The organism is Paenibacillus odorifer (genome assembly GCF_000758725.1).
In the GTDB taxonomy this organism is placed as follows: Bacteria; Bacillota; Bacilli; order Paenibacillales; family Paenibacillaceae; genus Paenibacillus_AQ; species Paenibacillus_AQ odorifer.
Genome location: NZ_CP009428.1, coordinates 2,596,051 through 2,615,639, shown reverse-complemented (window position 1 = coordinate 2,615,639; position 19,589 = coordinate 2,596,051). Strand labels below are relative to the sequence as shown.

Genomic DNA, 19,589 nt, shown 5'->3' with positions numbered 1-19,589 from the left:
TATGTATGTAGGTCTATTTGGTACTTTTATCCTACTAGCTCTCCCTTAAGCCTCTCTGAATTTGAACTGAATGTTTGCTTAAAAAAACAAAAAGACCCCTATTTCCGGCCGAGGGCAGGAACTAATGGTCTTTTGAGATCTTTTTATTCGTATAAATTTCCGTTAGCCAGCTCTGCCAGCTTCGATTCATCCAGTACACTTAAGCGTCCACGATTTCGTGTAATGATTCCTTCATCAATAAAACGACGTACGATTCGATTAAGATGCCGATAGCTTGTGCCAAGCAATTCTGCTGTTTCAATAAGACTTGAGGTCCGAATCTCCTCCACTCGCCGGTCACCGTTTTTATCTGCGAACAAAGACATTAAATAACTGGCAAATCGATTCTCCACAGGATACAACAGGTTAAGTGCGGAGGCTTGACCGAGCGTATGCAATTTGTGACTAAGTTCTCCGACGAGAAAACGTAACAACGCTGTATTTTCCTCAAGCTCTCTCAGGAGTAGTCTTCTACCTGCAAAAAGAATCAAGCTCTCACCCACAGACTCCACTTGATTCTTAACAGGGAACCGGTGAAGCAGCTCTACATCCCCAATAACAGATATCGGATTTGTAAACCGCACCAGCATAGATTTGCCATTTGGCAGCAAGGTCTGAATTTTGAGCTTGCCCTCAACCAATATGAACATTCCATCCAATTGATCGCCAACCAAACACAGCTTTTCTTCATCCGCGTAACGTCTCAACTCCATTTTATGCGTTACCAGCGGGCTAAATATTCCGTCCAGACCGTTCTTCACTGCCAAGGCACGGACAGCCTCACGGTCATTTATCGTCTGCATGTAGTGCCCCCTCTATTGTTTGCTCCAGTGTAATTTAGAATACCCCACAAAAAAAGGACATATGTCCTTTTTAATGAGGTTTTCCTATGACACTTTACATTACAACAGAATCCACACAATAACGAATCATATCTACCTTCTGATCCTGCAGCCAAAATTCAATACTCCGATGGTTGATTTTATCCACGTATCCGATAATCTCAGCCCCTTGCTCCCCTCTTTTATAATAAGAAGTGCCATAAGCCTTGATCACTTCGTCCGCTGAAGCTCCAACATGAATATCTCTTGCCGTACTCATCGTATGATCGGAATAGACGCTGATTAGAATTATTTTATCATCACCACGTGCTGTGGCTATTGTTGTCTCGTGGCCCAGATCATAATACTGATACCGCTCTATATCATTATTTGGCTTAGGTTCCCTAGCAATTGAATCAAGGCTTTGAAGCAGCTGAATGCCGCCCAGACTTTCCTGTTCAAGATTGGTGCTGGAAACACGCGAGTAATGATTTTGTTTGGGCGCATTGTATAAATAGATATGATAGATCCCGTAACTTAAACCTACCGTAATAAAAATGATGATAAATGACCAGCCTCTTTTAAATGGCTTCTTCCTCACTGACCTCACACCTTCTTCTTACCTTTACTGTGCAAAATATTCAGCCAGCTCACGCTGCGCCAGATATTGCGGGAAATTGAACGACTGCCAGGCCCGCTCACGCTTATTGAGTTCTCTCCATTCATTTTTTAAAAAATCATCCAGCATCCCATCTTCCTGTTCACTAAACCTTATCAGAGAAGGGATGACCTCCGGAGATAAACGGACCAAATAATTGGCGTCCAATTTACCACTTGCCGCATAACGATCCATATTTTTATTAGCGATAATAACATCCATCCCGATATAGTTCATGACGACGTAGGAGATCAAGCCCAGCACAATATAACATTTCGCCAATGGCACACGTTGAACAGCTATCCGTAAGGCTGCAACCACCAACAATAAGCCCATAAATATCATAAATGCATGCACTAAAAACCGAGTCGTGGTATAGCCGTACACCTCTTCATATAGAGTCAGACGGGTATAGGCGGAATATAGCATCACTGTCGAGCAACCAACCAGAATGTAGAGCAGGACATTAATAAATTTTTGCAGCCCTCCACTTCTTTTTCCTTCCGATACCAAAGCCAGCAGCAAAATCACGAAATTAATCGCAGCCACCATAATCAGCTCAAAAAATCCACTACGTGCGTAATCAGCATATGAGCTGCCCTCTGGTAAAATCCCTTCCCATGCTCCAAACAAGTAAGAAAACTGTACGAAAACAAACAATACATATACCGTGTTAATGACTATAAGAATCGTCGTCATAATTATCGGATCCATTTTAAAGCTTACAGGCGCCAGTACTGGACCATATTCCTTAGGCTGCATATTCCAGTCATAGATTTTCGAATCCACATACCCCCACACTAAGCCGAAAAAGCCCATGCCCAGCAGGATAATCCACAGCACCCGCACAAAACCTTCCCCAAATGAAATCCGATCCAGCACATTCGGCAGCTCCAGCAGTACATGATGAAATACTCCGTCCGCTGAGGACAGCAAAGTAACCACAACCAGCAATATTGGAAAAGAGATCGCAAGTCCTATCAGCACTTTCCCCATGACCTGCTTACGCTCGTCCTTCATTTTACTGCCGCCAGTCCTTTTAATGATCGTAAACACAGTGCTCCAATGGCGGAAATTCTGTGGAAGCACATGCTCCAGCGTGTTCCCCACTAATCCAAGCCGGCTCCAAGCCGGCCGTTTATCACTAAGCAAATAAGTCATATGTAATAAAATCAACACCGGGATCACCAGCAGGTTCAGCCCAAAGAAGAAAAAATTATGAAAGAATAAATAGGTTAATGAAAGTAGAAAAATCGCTCCAAACCAGAAGTAACTGAATTTGTTGAGCTTGCGGATTTTAGCCTTGGCATAATAAAGCATGAACGCATAGAACAGACACACAAAGATTGGATACGATAGGCCCGCCAGCTTTCCATAAAATAAATACTGATGAACTATTGCCAGTAAGAACGCAGCAAGCAAAGCAGCAAGCGATCGATTAAGCCTAAGTCCCGTTCCCGTTTCCATTTCCTCGGTCATGGTAATTACCCCCATTTTCTTACTTTCTCATCCTTATTTTACGTGATAAAATAAGAAAAAAAAGAGAAAGAATTTATTTATAATTTCCTATTTTCCGAAAGGAACCAAAACAATGAAGCTGCATAGCCAATTTTTAAAGCTGCAATCTCATTTTGGGGGAGCCACAGAAATCTCAGTGACGATGGATGAGTTGGCATTGATTTTCGGCTGTACACACCGCAATGCCATGCATATTGTGAATAAAATGATGTTGCAGGAATGGATCAAATGGACGCCTAAGCGTGGGCGGGGAAGCCGCTCTTTGCTGCAATTTCTTGTTCCCTCCGAAGAAATTGCCCTTCAATCCATGATGCAGGCGATTAGCCGCAAAGATGTCCACCACGCTATAGAAGGCATCAAAACCCATGCCAGCTCCACCTCACTGCAGGATACACTACAGGGTTGGCTGCTGACCTATTTTGGGCATCATTCTGAAATTCGTAGTGACAAACAAATTGATACTCTCCGCCTGCCCATTACCCAGCAGCTACATACCTTCGATCCGTTATATATGAATTTGCTGGCAGAGTCATTTGTTTCCAGCCATGTTTTCGACGGGTTAGTGAAAAGAAGCGGTGAACGGGACAAAATTGTTCCCTGTCTGGCTCACGCCTGGGAAGTCGATGAGAGCCGGACGCTCTGGACTTTTTTTCTGCGCAAAGAGGTGTTATTCCATCATGGAAAAGTGCTTACAGCCAAGGATGTAGTCTATTCCCTGGGACGGTTGATGCGAACCTCTAAACGGACACTCTATAGCTATATTTTCAAAGAAATCCAGCGGGTCACCGCATTAAATCCATCTACCGTTCAAATTACGCTTAAGCAGCCTAATGAACTATTTCTGCCATTTTTGTGCACGAGCAGAGCCGCAATTGTACCGCGTGATTTAGAAGGAATAGATGAGCAGAGCTTTGGCCGTAGACCCGTGGGGACTGGCCCCTTTAAGGTTGTGGACATGACCGAGGACACTTGTGTGCTGGAGGTTTTTCCTTATTATTTTCAAGGACGGGCTCATTTAGATCGGGTTGAAATCCTTTATGTCCCGTGGGATACCGAAACGTCATCCTCTGATACGGGTTCTGCTTTTCACGTGATTCAGAATCCCTCATCCGCCAGTTCTTCGACCTGGAGCCGAATTCATTCGGAGTCTTCCATCCGGAAATTCGTCACCTGCAATACGCAAAAAAAGGGACCGCTAAGCGATCCCCTGCTTCGGGCAAAAATAGTCTCCTGTTTAAAAGACGATTCAGCGTCCATCGAGCAAGAAGCGATAAAAGATCAAGAAATCACGTTGCAAATCTCTACGATTCCACAATATGCTGGCGATGCTGATTTTATTGCCACTAGACTAGAGCAACAAGGTTATAAATGCAATGTCATTTCCGTGTCTCCAGAGGAATTTAAAGGTCCGATTCGGCTGGAATCTGACCTGATTGTTTTCTCATTATTCCGTGACGAGGATGAACAACTTCGTTTATTTGATCTATACCTTACGCTCTCCCAGCATATTGAACCGTATACCCGGGCGGATATAGAAGGCTGGCTGTATACCATCGCGCGCGAACCTAATCCGGTGGCCCGAGCGGAAAGTTTCAGTATCATCGAGAACCGTCTGATTAAAGAGCACCACCTACATATTTTGTATGAAAAGCCCACTCAGACAGCTTATCTCCCCTCTGTCCGCGGGGTTAGCTTCAATAGCCAGGGTTGGGTCGATCTTCGTCATGTCTGGTTTCCGCCACTGCTCTCTAGCAGCAGCACGAGTTGATCTGCTTGAATTAAAAAATGCGGAAATCCAGAGCTTGCCCCGGATTTCCGCATACGCGATAAAGCTAATTATTAAGCTGCTGTTTTAGTCGTAGCTGTAACTGTAGAAGTCCCCGCATCCCACTTCACATCCATATTCAATCCCTCGGAAATAAATCTAACCGGAACTAATGTCCGATTTCCGATAATTTGCGGAGGAACGTCGAGTGTGAGCGCTTTTCCATTGATGTAAGCAGTCTTGCTGCCAATGGCCATTACGATCGTTGTATTGTCTTTTACTGCAGTGATTTTCTTAGTCGTTTGATCCATGGTTACTGTAGCACCCAGAGCATTAAAGATTGCATTCACTGGCACAAGCACCCGACCATCCTTATTCACAGGAAGCTGATCTGCAAAGCTGACCGCTGTTCCGTTTAAAAGTACGGATATTCCGTTAGTGCCCGTCGTGTTCGGATTAGTTGTTGATGGTGTTGTAGTTACAGAGGGTAGAGGTGTGACGTTAAGTCCTAGCTGGCCTTGCAGATTAGCAAGTCTGTTCAGCGCAAAGGTCATAATCGAACCTGCAGCCATTGTGCCCATACCTTGTCCCCCGCCTCCAGCGTTACCTGTTGGAGGTGTAGGATTACCATCAGTCGCAGTCCCTGTATTATCAGGACGTGCTGGCGGTGTCGTTCCATCCGGAGGTGTCATGCCCTCCATCCCTTCAGGAGGTGTCATGCCTTCCATCCCAGCTGGTGGAGTCATTCCTCCACTACCACCCGTCTCACCTGTTGCTGAATAAGTAACATTACTTTCAAATTGTTCCATGGTATAAAATTTGGTTGGGTCTGCTTGAACGTAAGGTTTAATCAAGGTAGCCAATTCAGTGATTCTGCTCTGAATTCCTTCCAAATAATCTACCAGCTCAGATACATATTTCAAGTATTTAGTCTTATATTCAGGCACTTCCAACAGATTAGCAATCATTGGGACCTGATCTAAACTTATCCCAAGTGTAGGATTATCAATCGATGCAGTTACTGCGTTGGTATTGGCTGCAATGGTTGTTGCCGATGTAGATGTTGTGCCCGCAGCAGCTGTTGTACCTGCTCTGCCGCCTCCGCCACCAGAATACCCGTTAAAGGACATGTTCATATCCCATGGAAGTACACTAAATTTACCGGATGCATCCCCGTACAACATATAATTATGACCTTTATCCCCGTTATAGCTGTCATAGTTACCCAATACAGCATTAGCGGCGATATACTTCAGGGCCGAATCCACATCTAGCACACTTTCAATAGAACCCTTCTCACCGGCAGGCATCTCATTCAGTACCTTGATGAAGTTCTTTAACGAAGCTTTATCATCTTCTTTACCTGTATCATAAGTTATCGTTTCGTAGTCACTGTCTTCTTTGTACTGCAGATAACTTTTTTCTTCTGTATCATACAGAACACCTTCGTCATAAGTTTCTCCATAGGTACGTTCTAGATAGCTGTCATCTATCGCTTCCACACCTACATAAAACCCATATAATTCTCCGTTGATATACAGGTTGGTGAACACAGTCAAAGGTGCATCCACACCAACAGAACGGAGCGCTTCGTAATGTAAATATTCACGAATATACGAAGGGTCCGAAAAATTGTTGTTCAGTACCATTTTATCAAGACCAAGTAACGTTTGCTTCTTATCATATTTATCAAATTTCAGCCGGAAGCTGTATCTGTCCGAGTCTGTCATACTGGCTACCGATTTTAACGTCAGATTCCCTTTAGTAGAAAATCCAACATTTTCAACAACATTCCCGTCAACTTCAACCTTAACTTTTTTGTATTCTTTTTCGAGGGGACTTGCTAATATACTTTTCCAATCCGCATCATCAATCGTTACTTTAACATCAATGATTCTGTCACCCGCGAACAGGGATTCATACGCTTTCGTTACACCTGCATCCGCCGCACTAACTACGGGCGTGTTTCCAGCAACTCCAAACGCTGTTGAGACGATAGCAAGACTTAGTGTAACTGCCATAAACTTTCTCAGCAAATTTTTCTTCTTCACCATGTGTAATCCTCCTTGAAGTACAGATTTATGTTTTCGCAGTTCAAGGAGATTGTAAAATATGAATCTGAGTATACGCTGAATAGCTTGTCTACGCTTTGCCAGGCAGGCTGTTTATCAGCCCTTTGCCAATCAGTTTAGCTGAAACCGGCGGTTTTCCGATCTCTCTGGCCCAGACAGATAATTGCCCGACATGATGAATCTCATGAGCAATCACATGGCGCATTACCTCACCCCAGGCATCGGTCACGATCCTGCCATCCGGAAGGTGATCCTCAAAAATCCTCTGCTCCAGCCCCTCATGCCAAGCCGTTACAAAGGGTTCCACCTCTGTGTGGAATTTTGCATCCAATTCTCGTACATGCTGCAAAGTCTTGTACTGCTCAAAATCCTCTTGGAAATCCGGTTTTCCTTGCAATACTTGAATCCAGCTCCACTCCACATCCACAATGTGAAAAAGCGTCTTGAGTATACTGCCTACACCACCTATACGTATTGCAAGCAGCTCCTCCTCAGAAATATTTGCACACCACTCATACCATTGTTCGCGGACCATCCAGTTATATTGAAAAAATGTCTGCAAATAAAAACCTCCTAGAAAGTTGTTGTACTTTTTAATGGGAACTTAAATGTTTTCGGTATCCTTCTACCTTTTCATCTCTATAACCTAACGATTCATAGAACACATGCGCTTCCTTCCGCTGCTCACCGGAGACTAAAATAATATAATAGCAGTCTCTTTCCCGGGCCGCTTGTTCAATGGCGTTCATAAGTTTTTTGCCGACGCCTTGACGGCGTGCCCGCGCTGAAACGACCACATTCTCAATCACCATAAACGGTTTGCAGTCCCCCACTAAGTCCTGACACACGATGCCCATCAAAGACCCTAGTAACTCCCCCTCTACAAAAGCACCCAATAGAATGTACCGGTTATCCGCCTTAACCACTTTAAACACTTCTTCAAGCTTATTAAGGTCAGACGGTTTATTCATCAGCTCTTGATATAAATTCCCCAGTTCAGGAAGAGATTCCATTTCTATTTCTTTAATATCAACCATGATTGTTCATCCTGCTTTCTTTTAAATTAACAGCCCTGCTCATACACATACAGTCCACCATTCCGTGGATGAGATATACGCTTTCAATTATAACCTCTTTGGACCAACTGCTGTGCCAACATCTTCATAAAAGAAGAATGCCCATAATACCAAGCCATCCGCCCCAGCACTAGCCACATAAAATGGATGCAGCTTAATCTTCTTCATAGCCCCATTATTTACGAACTATCAACTCGAATTCATCCATCTGTCCATCCCACTCTACGCACCAATCCCAGAATGTACGGACTTTAACTCGCCGTTGACTCCCTCAACATTATTGCTGAATTCTTCTGTAGCCTGTTGAATATATTCCGCCGACCAAAAGTTCCTCCTATACCATTTGTAAATATCTCAGCACGATCTCAACACGATCTCCAACCGATAAATCTTCCTCTATTCGTAAAATAGGACATTCCAGTGCGGACATCCATTCCTCATGCAGCACTTTGCTCCTGACTTCAACTCCAGCTACATCATATAATGCCGCCCACTCCATAAAGCTCTGATACGCTTCATATTTACTTCCTCCAGGCAAAATATGATCACCATATCTCTCGTACTCTCTGGCTCTTAATCTATCTAAACGAATTTCCGGTGGAAGTCCTAGAAAAATAACCAAATCGAATAATGGTCGAAGGCCGTCTCCCCAGCCACATACCGCACCGCTCAGAATCCAAGGTTCCTTATGAGTCAAATCTCTTGTAAGTCTTGCTAATCGCTCATTGACCTCACGTTGCTTAGTGAATTTATGCTCCCAAAAATAGTCGTCACTGTCTAACTGGACATGTGGCAACACTTTAGCTAATTCGTAACCTAATGTACTCGTTCCTACGCCTGAGGCTCCCATAATATGAATTTTTCTCATACATTCCCTCACCTTTAAGTGGATTTAAAGTTGCAATTCGGGCAATTTCCCTCCAAATATAAAAACAAATAGACTGCTCTCTAAGTAAGCAAAGCAGTCCATTTATCGTATAGCTCTTATTCCGTTATAGCTGCTACGTCTTTAGGAATCCGGCGTGCTGCATCCGTGGATATAGCCGCTTGGATTACTGCCAGGCGGACCTGTTCAACTACTTTTTCGTTAAAAATACTTGGGATGATATATTGCTCATTGAGTTCATCGGGATGAACGACCGATGCAATGGCTTTTGCCGCAGCCAGCTTCATTTCCAGATTCACAGTTCTAGCCCGGCAATCAAGTGCGCCACGGAAAATACCCGGAAAACATAACACATTGTTGATCTGGTTCGGATAATCACTTCTGCCTGTCGCTAGAACGCGAACAAAAGGTTCTGCCAAATCCGGTTCAATCTCCGGTGTAGGATTAGCCATCGCAAAAACGATGTTATCACTGGCCATGCTTTTAAGATGCTCCACGGTCAGAATCCCCCCACGGGACACCCCAATAAAGACATCTGCCCCTCGTATAACCTCCGTTATTCCACCCTCAATTCCCTCAGGATTGGTTGCGGCAGCAAGCTTCTGCCATTCCGGATTATCATACTGGAGATCTTTTCTGAGAACGCCTTCACGATCAACCGCATAAATATAACGCGCGCCCGCTGCCAGCAGCAGATTACATATGGACACCCCAGCCGCCCCTATACCCACAACAACAATCCGCGCATTTTCAATAGATTTATTAACAACTTTAAGCGCATTCAAAAGTCCTGCAAAAGCCACCACGGAAGTTCCGTGCTGATCATCATGGAATACCGGAATGTCCAGCTCTTCCGCAAGCCGCCGTTCGATTTCAAAGCAGCGTGGTGAACTTATATCCTCTAAGTTTATCCCTCCAAAGCCAGGAGAAACTGCTTTTACGATATTGATAATTTCTTCCGGATCTTTGGTATTTAAGCATAGCGGAAAAGCATCAATGTTCGCCAATTGCTTAAACAGCATCGCCTTACCTTCCATGACAGGCATAGCTGCTTCCGGGCCGATATCCCCTAGTCCAAGCACAGCAGTGCCGTCCGAAACGACTGCAACTGTATTTCTTTTCATCGTCAGAGAATAAGCTTTTCTGGGATCTTCGGCAATCGCCGTACACACTCGGGCTACCCCCGGCGTATACACTAAGGATAAATCCTCCCGATTTTTAATCGGCATTTTAGGTGTGATTTCGATTTTTCCGCCAAGATGAGCCAGAAACGTCCGATCCGACACGTTGATTATTTTAATTCCCGGCATCTTCGATAATATTGAGATAATTTCTCCATTAGCTGCGTCTTGCACATTCACTGTTATATCTCGGGTAGTGACATCCTTCCCTGCACGTATCACGTCAATAGCAACAATATCTCCGCCAGCTGCGGCAATTCCTGAAGCAACATCGCCAAAAGATGCAACCGATTTCCGAATTTCGAGCCTGATAATCATTGTAGTCGCAATCGACATGAATTAGCCTCTCTTTCTTCAATCCTATTATTTAAAAAATACTATACTTTCCCATTTAAACATATCTTCCGCCTATTAACTAGATCAACGAAAAATTTTTCTTCATACAGTATTCCCATCCGCACCCGGTCCAAATACATCAGGTATGGCAGCTACGGACACAGAGCCATTTTTCCCGTGAAAATTAATTTCATCATAATCTTAAGTGTATGTAAGCATAAACAAACCGTAAGCTCTTCTACTCTTCATTACCTTCACTGCATGCTGTAGAGCATCCCGCCGATTCTTTTCTCCGCTGGCACTTTCAGTTGCTCTCCCTCACTAAGGTCTGTACTGCTCTTCTAGCAAAACAGCCTTACCTTCTACAAATGTCAGATGGAATAATCTATCCACAAGCTCTTCGCTAATAAAATTCGTATAGTCAACTTGCTGAGGTCTCGCCCCATTTAGTTCAGCTATAGTTACATCAGTCTCAAGCTTAAGTCGTTCGATTTCATCGCTTGCATTTCGGATATAGAATCCATTAGGCAATGATTCGGGTTCTTGTATACCATCTTCTTTAGCCGCAATTTCTGCCGCCTCTCCACCGAACCATTCCACCTCATCCAGATCCAGATAAACCGAGTTCCCTTCTGTGATTACTCCCTTTATAAAAGCTAATTTTTTCTCCACTTGAGGTAAGTTATAAATAATTTTTTTCAGTTCCTCCACGCTTTCACCCTGCACTCCACTCTCAGAGTTAGATTGGATTGAAATCTCGCCTATAGTTTGAACAAGCTCCTTGGTAGTTTGGTTAGTCTCTTTTGGTGGCTTGTTATAAAAAGAATATCCATTAAAGCCAAGTGAGACTAATGTGATACCCGCTAAGACTGTACCCATTAAATTTTTCCATTTCATAAGCTTCACCCTCTATCACAAGATTTAACGGAACCTTAATAAACAATTGCGCTATATCATAGACAATCACAAGTTGACCGGGCAGAATAAATATTATATACATGTCTTACCTATAACGTAGTTGAAGGAGCTCACACTTATGACAGAATCATTTCAGGCGTTAGTTGTCGACAAAACAGAATCATCCTTCTCCGTAGCTGTTAAGCCGGTTACCCTAGAGGATCTGCCAGCTGGAGAGGTTGTAATTAAGGTTGCTTACTCCAGTGTAAACTATAAAGACGGTTTAGCCAGTATTCCAAACGGTAAAATTCTAAGAACATATCCCTTTATTCCAGGGATAGATTTATCCGGTGTTGTGGTATCTTCCACAGATGAGCGGTTTCATAAAGGGCAGCAAGTCATTGCGACAGGATATGGTGTTGGCGTATCACACTTTGGCGGCTTTAGCGAATACGCTCGGATTCCCGCAGGTTGGATCACTCCCCTTCCCGAAGGCCTGACGCTTAAAGAAGCTATGATCTACGGTACTGCAGGACTGACAGCTGCCTTGTCCATACTAGCCCTGGAAGATCATGACGTTTCCCCGGACAAAGGCAAAGTACTTGTAACAGGCGCTACCGGCGGTGTAGGTGGATCTGCTATTGCCATGCTTGGCGCAAAAGGGTATAGCGTAGTGGCAAGCACAGGTAACGCCAAAGCTACCGATTACCTTAGAGGTATAGGAGCCGAAGACGTGATCTCACGTGAAGAGGTCATTGGCGGCGCCAGCAAACCCTTGGACAAACAATTATGGCAAGGCGCAGTAGATTCGGTGGGTGGTGACACCCTTGCCGCAGTTTTGAGTAAAATCACCTACAGAGGTTCTGTAGCTGCAAGTGGCTTAACCGGAGGCACTTCAGTTCCAACTACAGTACTTCCGTTTATTCTTCGGGGTGTTAACCTTCTCGGCATAGATTCCGTTGAATGTCCTGCCGACCTTCGCCAGAAGGCTTGGAAACGGATGGCGAGCGATCTGAAGCCAAGTCAACTGGAGAACCTCGTGGATCGTGAAGTCACGTTAAACGAGCTACCGCAAGCATTGGAAGATATTCTGCAAGGAAACCTTAGAGGAAGAGTACTTGTCCGTTTATCCTAGGTTTAACAACGAAACCTCCCGGAATCTAGAGTTCCGGGAGGTTTTTTTAGTTTACTCTTGGTTATTTGGATACTGGTAATGCGGCTGCTGCTGTACATAGGGTTGTTGGCGATAATGCTGATCATAACCCTGCGTATAGTACCCTTGCATCGGGTAAGGCTGATAATTAAAGGCTTGTGTAGCTGGAGGCATTTGTGAAGATATCGGGATGGGTTGTGCCTGCATATGAGCGTATGGATTCATATTTGGCTGCATATTAGGATGCATATTTGGTTTAACATTGGCTTGCATATTTGGGACCATGTTAGGGGCCATATTAGGAGCCATATTGCTGCTGCCCATTACTTTATCTTCTTCGCAGCAGTCAGCAGGAGGGCCGATGAAGGTTCCCGGCTTGATTGGAGCAAGAGCTTCTTTTACCTTAGCTTCATTTAAGCAGTAAGTATGGGCTAATACATTTGCTGGGGTTTTGCTAAGAATATCCGAACCTAAAATGACCTCAGGAATAGGTGCGTCAAAAATCGCGAGCAGATGTGTATTATCCACAGTAGCTACCTCATAATGCCACCAGCCTTGCGGCACGTTTGCCACTTGACCCGGACAAATCGGAAAATGCAGAAGTTCATTTGTGAACGGATTGATTAAAGACACTACCGCTGAACCGCAGATACAATATACAAGCTCTGCAGCATTTTGATGATAATGAGGTTCCACAACATTTGATTTGCTAAGAAAAATATCCAGCAGCGATATGTTCTCAAGCGTGTTCAATTGTTTAATCGACAGCAAGTTAATGAAGTTGTTGGCATCTTTTTTAAAAAGTGTATTGGTGTTCACATCAAAAGTAAACTCTGTATTGGGGGACGTATAGTCCATGTATGAAGTCACTTTTTTTCCTGCCTTTCTGTTGCTATAAATTTTTGCTTTCCCTAAACACAAGATATGCGTTTGCCTATGCCTAGGTGCGGAGATTCACTACTCCTGATAAAAATTCATCTTTCTTTTCTAAACGGGGCATCCTCTAAGTATTACACTCTCACCCCACATAGGAGGCATAGTATGAAATCCATTCACACAAAAATAGTGTTAGCGTTATGTATCACTCTCTTTACAATTATGGGTTTCCAGCCTATGAATCTCAGCTCCACGGTTGAGGCCGCCAATAACAAAACATCATCGAAACAGGCGCCTCTTACATTTGTTCTAGTTCATGGGTCTTGGGCTACTGCTGGTTTTTGGGATCAAACGGCCGCCGCACTTCGCAGCTTAGGACACACCGTCTATACTCCGGAATATGCCGGTCATGGCGGGGACAAAAACAATAATGTAACGCATGCGCAAATTACACAATCTGTTGTCGACTTTATCAAGCAAAAAGACTTAAAGGATATCATTCTGCTCGGACATAGCTTTGGTGGATCGGTGATCCAAACCGTCTCTCAGCAAGTACCGGATCGGATCAAACGTCTGGTATTCTTCGATGCCTTCGTACCGCTGGATGGGCAAAGTCTGGCGGACCAATTTCCAGCTGATTCGCTTAAGTACTTTGAACAGCTAAGAGATACTTCCGGCAATAACACCATAACGCTCCCCTTTCCTCTCTTCCGGGATACATTCGTCAACACCGCCAGTCTTGCGGAAGCGCAAGCTTTTTATAAAAAAGCTCCTCCTGAGCCAGCAAGTCCACTTTTCGAAAAGCTTGATCTCAAGAAATTCTACAGTCTCCAGATCCCCAAAAGTTATCTTTATCTAACGGAGGACACCGCGATACCGCAAGGTCCATACGGATTCCATCCTACACAATCCAGTCATTTAGGCGTCTTCCGCTTCATCGAGGGCAAAGGAGATCACATGACCACCGTTCGAACCGAACCCAAAATGCTGGCGGAATTGATGGTGAAGGCGGGAAGAGATTAGTCGCCTAACAGCTGGATAGTCTAGTAGCTGTTGTGGCTTGAGCTGGGGTTCGCGAGCTGGGCTGGTGACGTGAGCTGGGCTGGTGGCTCGAGCTGGGCTGGTGGCTCGAGCTGCACTTTGTGAAGTGAGCTGAGCTATGCGATGTGAGTTGCGCTGTGTAATGCGGGCTGGGCTATGCGACGTCAGTTGCGCTGTATGATATGAGCTGGGCTGGTGACGTATGCTACACTCTATAATGCAAGCTGGGCTTTGTGATGCTGAGTTGGCCTTCCACTCTGGGCTGAACATTGCGACTCCAAATCCACTGGAGCTTGGCGGTGATCGGACCGAGGAGCTCTTATTTTCACAATTTCGGCGATTTAGCCATGCTATCGGACTCAGATGCAGCTATTCACCCAAAAGTACTCCTATAATGCGTGATTTCAGGGGAATAAGAGCCATACAGTCCGAAACTCTCGCCAGAACGATCATAATGCCAAAATAGCTGCAATACGGTCCGTAACGATGTCTGACGCGAGGTCTCTTAATTAATCAGCAACGTAGGCTGATGATTTGTGACTCGAGCTGGTATTGCCACTCTGGGCTGAACATTGCGACTCTAAATACACTAGAGCTTAGCGGGGATCGGACCGAGGAGCTCTTATTTTCACAATTTCGGCGATTTAGCCATGCTATCGGACTCAGATGCAGCTATTCACCCAAAAGTACTCCTATAATGCGTGATTTCAGGGGAATAAGAGCCATACAGTCCGAAACTCTCGCCAGAACGATCATAATGCCAAAATAGCTGCAATACGGTCCGTAACGATGTCTGACGCGAGGTCTCTTAATTAATCACCAACGTAGGCTGATGATTTGTGACTCGAGCTGGCATTGCCACTCTGGGCTGAACATTGTCACTGATGATTTGTGGAGACACAGGCCGCGTGAACTAAACGATTGTGCTTTCGAATCAAAAAAAGAGCAAGCGTATGGGAATCCCCTAATACGCTTGCTCTTTTTATCCATAACATACCTACTTCCTAGGCAATCCGCCACGCGGCAGCTCAGGGTCCGATGTCACTCCGGTAATCACCCAGCTATTCTTCTCTTGCACAAGTGAGATTGTCAAAAATATAGAAGGTGCTGGTCCACTTGAAGTCGCAGTATCCAAACGCATTTCTATGACCTCTGAGTTCTTGTTAATTATCGTTTCTTTAGTGACCTCGTAGTTCGTGATCCAGGGGCTGGAGACACCCGTTACCCAGTTTAGTTCAACAAACCGCGGATACATAATCTTTTTGAATTCTTTAGAGAAGATCGAATATTGAATCGAGGCATTCCGATGCTGTAATCCGAACCCGTATAGCTCTGATGCTTGAATTGCAGAAGGTAATATAATGCGCTTGGACTCCGGAGCTGGCTTGGGCATAGCCGATAGCAGTTCTCCATTAACGCGAGTCATAGTAACGGGGGCTGATGCACCCAAGGCCATTCCCGGCAGAAGCAACAACCCTGCAATTAGAGCAGTCGCTATTTTCTTTTTGCTAATTAGAATCACCTCATTCGTAGCCTGTTCACTACATGTGAATTGAATCTAATTATTCCCCCACTTCACTCATAAATATGTACACTGTTTCCAAATCCACCAATAATGTATACCTCAATGAATTAAACTGGTAATATAAAATACATACGATACTACGCAATCATCAATTCCATTAGATTTTTATAGGAGATGTTCTCATGAAAAAAATCTTAAACATTTGTCTAGCATCAGGCCTGCTACTCACTCTATCCGTCGGTACCTTAAATACAGCAAGCGCAGAATCCAAGGTCAAAACCTACAAAAACTGCTCGGAGCTAAACAAAGATTACAAAGGTGGAGTTGCTATTTCCAGCTCAACCAAGAACAAAGGCGGCAAAACGAAAAATAAACCCTATGTATCGAAAGAACTCTATAATGCCAATAAAAAAAGCGACCGTGACAAAGACGGAATCGCTTGTGAGAAATAGGCTTAACCTTGCTCAACCATTTGCTTGAGCCTTAGATCCCGCGTGAATATCGCATTTCAACTATAAAAAAGAGAAAGACATCCAGATCCAGGACGCCTTTCCCTATTCGAACTATTGCTTTTTATTGATTAAACCGGGCCACAACAAACACCGCAGGTGAATTCCAATAGATCGTCACTTCATTCGTAGAATAGCTAAGCTCATGATCGACAAAGCACTGCGCAGCTGGTTTTCCCTGTAAATGCTCAACTACATATTCATCATGCAGCCCACGATCTGGCCCCCCTGACACCAATCCTGGCACCGGATCAGCCACTTGGTCACCTACAGAAGGGCGATGATGCGGATTCATCACGGCATGATCCCCAAATCCGGTAACATAGCTGATATCCAATACGTTACGCCCCATCAGATAATGTAGATGATCTAAGGCACAGTCCGCAAAACCGGAGTCTCCACTAAAATATTCAGCCGCCAGCAGCAGTATTGCATTGTTCATTACAAGCATATTGCTGCCCCAGATATAGTCCTCCTCTTTTAAAGAGATCCTATAGCCCTCCTCACGACTCTGTTCCACTAATCGTTGCGCCTCAGCAACAAGCCCTTCTTTTAACGAGACATATAAAGCACGTTCTGCTTGCTCCTCACCATTTAACAGATAAGCAATAGTGCCATAACCCCCCATATCACCCCAGCCTAAACTGTATTTTGGAAAAGCCAGCTGCACTAGCTGGAGAACAGCTTGATGATACTCCTCTTTCCCTGTCGTACGATACAGCTCCGCCGCTGCCCAATACCGCTCGTCCTTATCGACTCCATCCCCGTATTCTCCAGTGCTAATCTCAGGCGGATTCGTAAAACCGGGTACATCTGGATGCTGAACAAGCCATTCCCATGCTGCCCCTGCAGCATCCAGACATTTCCGCGCATAAGCAGCATCAAAAGACTCGTACACTCTTGCAGCCATAGCCATAACCCCAGCAAAATCTCCAGTAGCAGTAGCAGATATTGGTGAGAAGTACAGATCCGCTGTATCGTCCTCAGGCATAACATCCAGTCCAGGAAAGCTTAGCGTAGTCAGTTTATGGTATACACCACCTGTTGCGGAGTCTTGCATTTTAAACAACCAATCGAGCTCCACCTTGCATTCCAGCAGCACATCTGGCGTAGATCCATCACTTTCAGGCAATGGGATAGCGCTTACAAAAGCCGAGGGATATAATTCATATGCAAGCAGCATATCCGCGATAGCTTTCGCTCCGGGACCGCTATATTTTCCATAATCACCTGCATCATGCCAGCCACCCGAACAGTCTAGTTGAAGATCCGGTTGCCCATATACAATCCCTTTTGCGGTATGACACGCCTTGTGCTTCCAATCTTCAGCATATTCTTCAGTCAATTCAACGCCACAGCGATAATAATAGAAAGCTTTCAGCAAGCCCTGTTGAAGCTCATGATAAGGCTGATCTGAGATTGTAAAGGATGCCGAAGCTACACCCTCGCCCTGCTCAATCCGATATCTTCCCTCAGCCTTGACCTCCGAGAAATCACCTGTGTGCAAAGTTACTCCACTGGCTTTATCAAATCTTCCAGCATCTGAACTACCTTTGAACACAATAGTCCCGCTATCAATATCAACTACCTGAAAATCATGCTCAGCACCTGTAAATACTGCGATTTTTTCTCCATCCAGCGGATATCCGATTTGATTCACAGTAATGGCGCGAAGTGTACGCTCGCTCATCTTCATTCTCCTTTTATGTAAAAATGATGAAGCTGAAGTAACCTTTCTCTTCTAGTTGAGAATACTCTATTCTAGTTATCTATGGCAATGATGTATACAAGAAAAAACCTAGAGTCACCCGAAACGAAACGGATAACTCTAGGCGGACAAAACAGCTTATTTATCGTCAAGCAGTTTAATAAAGTTAGCTGGAAGTGTGAACTGCTTATTATGAACCACTATACGGCGAAGCTCCTCCTCGAAAGAGCTAAGATCATCTTCATCATCGTCTTTAATTTCTTTTATATCTCGGTGCAGACGCTCCATTTGCAGATCAAGAGCATGGGCGGCATCCGCCGCATTTTTCAGCTCACGAGTCATGCTCTCAGGTACTGATTTATTATATTTATAAAAGATTTTATGTTCGAGGCTTGCCCAGAAATCCATAGCAATGGTACGAATTTGAACTTCTACACAGACAAGCTCCTGGCGATCGGACATAAAAACAGGGACTTGAATCAGCAAATGAAGACTCTGATATCCGTTAGGTTTAGGATTCTTAATATAATCCTTCACCTCAAGAACCGTTAGATCATCCTGCTTCTGAAGCATCTCACTAACATGATAGATATCAGAGATAAAAGAACAGGTGATCCGCAGACCAGCGATGTCTTTAATACAATTTTTCACTGAATTCAGCGATAATTCACCATTTTTGCGCAGCATTTTGTTCATGATACTCTCTGGTGACTTAATACGCGATTTGGTATGTTCAATTGGGCTGTAATCATGCAGAGACTGAAACTCCTGTTTTAGGATCTCAATCTTTGTTTCCATCTCATCCAATGCAAATTTATAAATCAACATGAAACGAGTGATATCGTGCTTAAGCTTCTTAAATTGTTCAATTTGATTCTCGGGGGTCATTATCTCATTTCTCCTCTTGTAGCGTTTCTCTATATTTATCATAGCCAATCCACTAGTGAAATTCAAATTCAGCGGTATTCACTTTTCAATTTAGAGAAGACAGCAAGATCCACATACCGACCTTTTTCGAACTCATGTTGCCTTAAGACCCCTTCTTTGTAGAAGCCGAGCTTATTCATCAATATAAGTGACGCCTCATTTTTCGGTTCCACTCTTGCTTCAATTTTATTTAGTCTCATGTTCAAAAAGCCAAACTGCATAACACGGTTCACTACCTCTGTCATAATCCCCTTTCCCCAAAAAGCAGGCATTAAGTCATACCCAATTTCCACACGATGATGATCTTGCTCATAATTCAGAAATCCGCAGGTTCCAATCACTTTTTGAGTCTCACGATCTTCAATCATCCACCGTAAACCGGATTGTTCCTTAAAAATTTTGTCATACCATTCCATTTCATCTATCGCATCCTCGACCGAAATGAAGGGTGTAAATGGCATATATTTCACAACGGCTTCTTGGGAATAAAGTTCAAATATATCATAGCGATCATTTTCTGTTGCTTTACGTAGTGTACATCGTTCAGTTTGTAACACAGGGAAATCAGTAAATGCAAATTCTGAATTCATGTAAGTTCTCC

Annotated in this window: 17 protein-coding genes and 1 pseudogene; 4 read left to right on the top strand and 14 right to left on the bottom strand. The window is 44.1% G+C overall.

The window, feature by feature from the left end:
- Positions 1 to 143: 143 nt before the first annotated feature.
- From PODO_RS11065 to PODO_RS11055, 3 genes are all read right to left on the bottom strand, one after another.
- Positions 144 to 842: a Crp/Fnr family transcriptional regulator gene (locus PODO_RS11065; RefSeq protein WP_036683474.1), complete on the bottom strand. Its 699-nt coding sequence runs from the start codon at positions 840 to 842 to the stop codon at positions 144 to 146.
- A gap of 94 nt (positions 843 to 936) precedes the next feature.
- Positions 937 to 1,461, bottom strand: coding sequence for a hypothetical protein (locus PODO_RS11060; RefSeq protein WP_036683471.1), 525 nt, complete (start codon positions 1,459 to 1,461; stop codon positions 937 to 939).
- A 24-nt stretch (positions 1,462 to 1,485) separates the two neighbouring features.
- Positions 1,486 to 2,997, bottom strand: coding sequence for a DUF4153 domain-containing protein (locus PODO_RS11055; protein ID WP_036683468.1), 1,512 nt, complete (start codon positions 2,995 to 2,997; stop codon positions 1,486 to 1,488).
- Positions 2,998 to 3,109: 112 nt separating this feature from the next.
- On the opposite strand from PODO_RS11055, the gene PODO_RS11050 reads away from it, so the two are divergent.
- Entirely contained in the window at positions 3,110 to 4,804 is a 1,695-nt protein-coding gene (locus PODO_RS11050; RefSeq protein WP_036683466.1) for an ABC transporter substrate-binding protein, read from the top strand.
- Between the two features lie 71 nt (positions 4,805 to 4,875).
- Here the strand turns inward: PODO_RS11050 and PODO_RS11045 are convergent, their stop codons facing one another.
- The 6 genes from PODO_RS11045 to PODO_RS11020 form a co-directional block, all read right to left on the bottom strand.
- The gene (locus PODO_RS11045) at positions 4,876 to 6,855 is read right to left on the bottom strand and encodes a CotH kinase family protein (protein ID WP_038570049.1); all 1,980 of its coding nucleotides are present in this window, start codon (positions 6,853 to 6,855) and stop codon (positions 4,876 to 4,878) included.
- Between the two features lie 88 nt (positions 6,856 to 6,943).
- Positions 6,944 to 7,435, bottom strand: coding sequence for a DinB family protein (locus tag PODO_RS11040; protein ID WP_038570047.1), 492 nt, complete (start codon positions 7,433 to 7,435; stop codon positions 6,944 to 6,946).
- Positions 7,436 to 7,466: 31 nt separating this feature from the next.
- Positions 7,467 to 7,910: a GNAT family N-acetyltransferase gene (locus tag PODO_RS11035; protein ID WP_036683459.1), complete on the bottom strand. Its 444-nt coding sequence runs from the start codon at positions 7,908 to 7,910 to the stop codon at positions 7,467 to 7,469.
- 373 nt (positions 7,911 to 8,283) lie between these two features.
- Positions 8,284 to 8,817, bottom strand: coding sequence for an AAA family ATPase (locus PODO_RS11030; protein WP_036683456.1), 534 nt, complete (start codon positions 8,815 to 8,817; stop codon positions 8,284 to 8,286).
- Between the two features lie 116 nt (positions 8,818 to 8,933).
- Complete coding sequence (locus tag PODO_RS11025; RefSeq protein ID WP_036683453.1) at positions 8,934 to 10,352, bottom strand: NAD-dependent malic enzyme; 1,419 nt, start codon at positions 10,350 to 10,352, stop codon at positions 8,934 to 8,936.
- Between the two features lie 321 nt (positions 10,353 to 10,673).
- A complete protein-coding gene (locus PODO_RS11020) occupies positions 10,674 to 11,249 on the bottom strand; it encodes a hypothetical protein (RefSeq protein WP_036683450.1) in 576 nt (191 codons plus the stop codon).
- A gap of 139 nt (positions 11,250 to 11,388) precedes the next feature.
- On the opposite strand from PODO_RS11020, the gene PODO_RS11015 reads away from it, so the two are divergent.
- Positions 11,389 to 12,384: an acrylyl-CoA reductase family protein gene (locus PODO_RS11015; protein ID WP_036683447.1), complete on the top strand. Its 996-nt coding sequence runs from the start codon at positions 11,389 to 11,391 to the stop codon at positions 12,382 to 12,384.
- Between the two features lie 300 nt (positions 12,385 to 12,684).
- Here PODO_RS11015 and PODO_RS30000 read toward each other — a convergent pair.
- Positions 12,685 to 13,272, bottom strand: a pseudogene (locus PODO_RS30000) (cupin domain-containing protein); the annotation flags it as partial.
- 171 nt (positions 13,273 to 13,443) lie between these two features.
- Between PODO_RS30000 and PODO_RS11005 the strand changes: the two are divergent.
- Entirely contained in the window at positions 13,444 to 14,301 is an 858-nt protein-coding gene (locus PODO_RS11005) for an alpha/beta hydrolase (RefSeq protein ID WP_038570045.1), read from the top strand.
- A 1,015-nt stretch (positions 14,302 to 15,316) separates the two neighbouring features.
- Here PODO_RS11005 and PODO_RS11000 read toward each other — a convergent pair.
- The gene (locus PODO_RS11000; protein ID WP_038570043.1) at positions 15,317 to 15,841 is read right to left on the bottom strand and encodes a hypothetical protein; all 525 of its coding nucleotides are present in this window, start codon (positions 15,839 to 15,841) and stop codon (positions 15,317 to 15,319) included.
- A 185-nt stretch (positions 15,842 to 16,026) separates the two neighbouring features.
- Between PODO_RS11000 and PODO_RS10995 the strand changes: the two genes are divergently transcribed.
- A complete protein-coding gene (locus PODO_RS10995) occupies positions 16,027 to 16,296 on the top strand; it encodes an excalibur calcium-binding domain-containing protein (RefSeq protein ID WP_038570042.1) in 270 nt (89 codons plus the stop codon).
- A 121-nt stretch (positions 16,297 to 16,417) separates the two neighbouring features.
- Here PODO_RS10995 and PODO_RS10990 read toward each other — a convergent pair whose 3' ends face one another.
- The 3 genes from PODO_RS10990 to PODO_RS10980 form a co-directional block, all read right to left on the bottom strand.
- Positions 16,418 to 18,043, bottom strand: a complete 1,626-nt coding sequence (locus PODO_RS10990; RefSeq protein ID WP_038570041.1) for a glycoside hydrolase family 9 protein — start codon at positions 18,041 to 18,043, stop codon at positions 16,418 to 16,420.
- Between the two features lie 156 nt (positions 18,044 to 18,199).
- The gene (locus PODO_RS10985; protein ID WP_036689808.1) at positions 18,200 to 18,949 is read right to left on the bottom strand and encodes a GTP pyrophosphokinase; all 750 of its coding nucleotides are present in this window, start codon (positions 18,947 to 18,949) and stop codon (positions 18,200 to 18,202) included.
- Positions 18,950 to 19,017: 68 nt separating this feature from the next.
- Entirely contained in the window at positions 19,018 to 19,578 is a 561-nt protein-coding gene (locus PODO_RS10980) for a GNAT family N-acetyltransferase (RefSeq protein WP_038570040.1), read from the bottom strand.
- Between the last annotated feature and the right edge of the window lie 11 nt (positions 19,579 to 19,589).

Excerpts from the sequence above, each read along its gene's own strand:
- PODO_RS11065 (WP_036683474.1), bottom strand. The coding sequence starts at position 842 with ATGCAGACGATAAATGACCGTGAGGCTGTCCGTGCCTTGGCAGTGAAG.
- PODO_RS11055 (WP_036683468.1), bottom strand. The coding sequence starts at position 2,997 with ATGACCGAGGAAATGGAAACGGGAACGGGACTTAGGCTTAATCGATCG.
- PODO_RS11050 (WP_036683466.1), top strand. The coding sequence starts at position 3,110 with ATGAAGCTGCATAGCCAATTTTTAAAGCTGCAATCTCATTTTGGGGGA.
- PODO_RS11045 (WP_038570049.1), bottom strand. The coding sequence starts at position 6,855 with ATGGTGAAGAAGAAAAATTTGCTGAGAAAGTTTATGGCAGTTACACTA.
- PODO_RS11035 (WP_036683459.1), bottom strand. The coding sequence starts at position 7,910 with ATGGTTGATATTAAAGAAATAGAAATGGAATCTCTTCCTGAACTGGGG.
- PODO_RS11030 (WP_036683456.1), bottom strand. The coding sequence starts at position 8,817 with ATGAGAAAAATTCATATTATGGGAGCCTCAGGCGTAGGAACGAGTACA.
- PODO_RS11025 (WP_036683453.1), bottom strand. The coding sequence starts at position 10,352 with ATGTCGATTGCGACTACAATGATTATCAGGCTCGAAATTCGGAAATCG.
- PODO_RS11020 (WP_036683450.1), bottom strand. The coding sequence starts at position 11,249 with ATGAAATGGAAAAATTTAATGGGTACAGTCTTAGCGGGTATCACATTA.
- PODO_RS11015 (WP_036683447.1), top strand. The coding sequence starts at position 11,389 with ATGACAGAATCATTTCAGGCGTTAGTTGTCGACAAAACAGAATCATCC.
- PODO_RS11005 (WP_038570045.1), top strand. The coding sequence starts at position 13,444 with ATGAAATCCATTCACACAAAAATAGTGTTAGCGTTATGTATCACTCTC.
- PODO_RS10995 (WP_038570042.1), top strand. The coding sequence starts at position 16,027 with ATGAAAAAAATCTTAAACATTTGTCTAGCATCAGGCCTGCTACTCACT.
- PODO_RS10990 (WP_038570041.1), bottom strand. The coding sequence starts at position 18,043 with ATGAGCGAGCGTACACTTCGCGCCATTACTGTGAATCAAATCGGATAT.
- PODO_RS10985 (WP_036689808.1), bottom strand. The coding sequence starts at position 18,949 with ATGACCCCCGAGAATCAAATTGAACAATTTAAGAAGCTTAAGCACGAT.
- PODO_RS10980 (WP_038570040.1), bottom strand. The coding sequence starts at position 19,578 with ATGAATTCAGAATTTGCATTTACTGATTTCCCTGTGTTACAAACTGAA.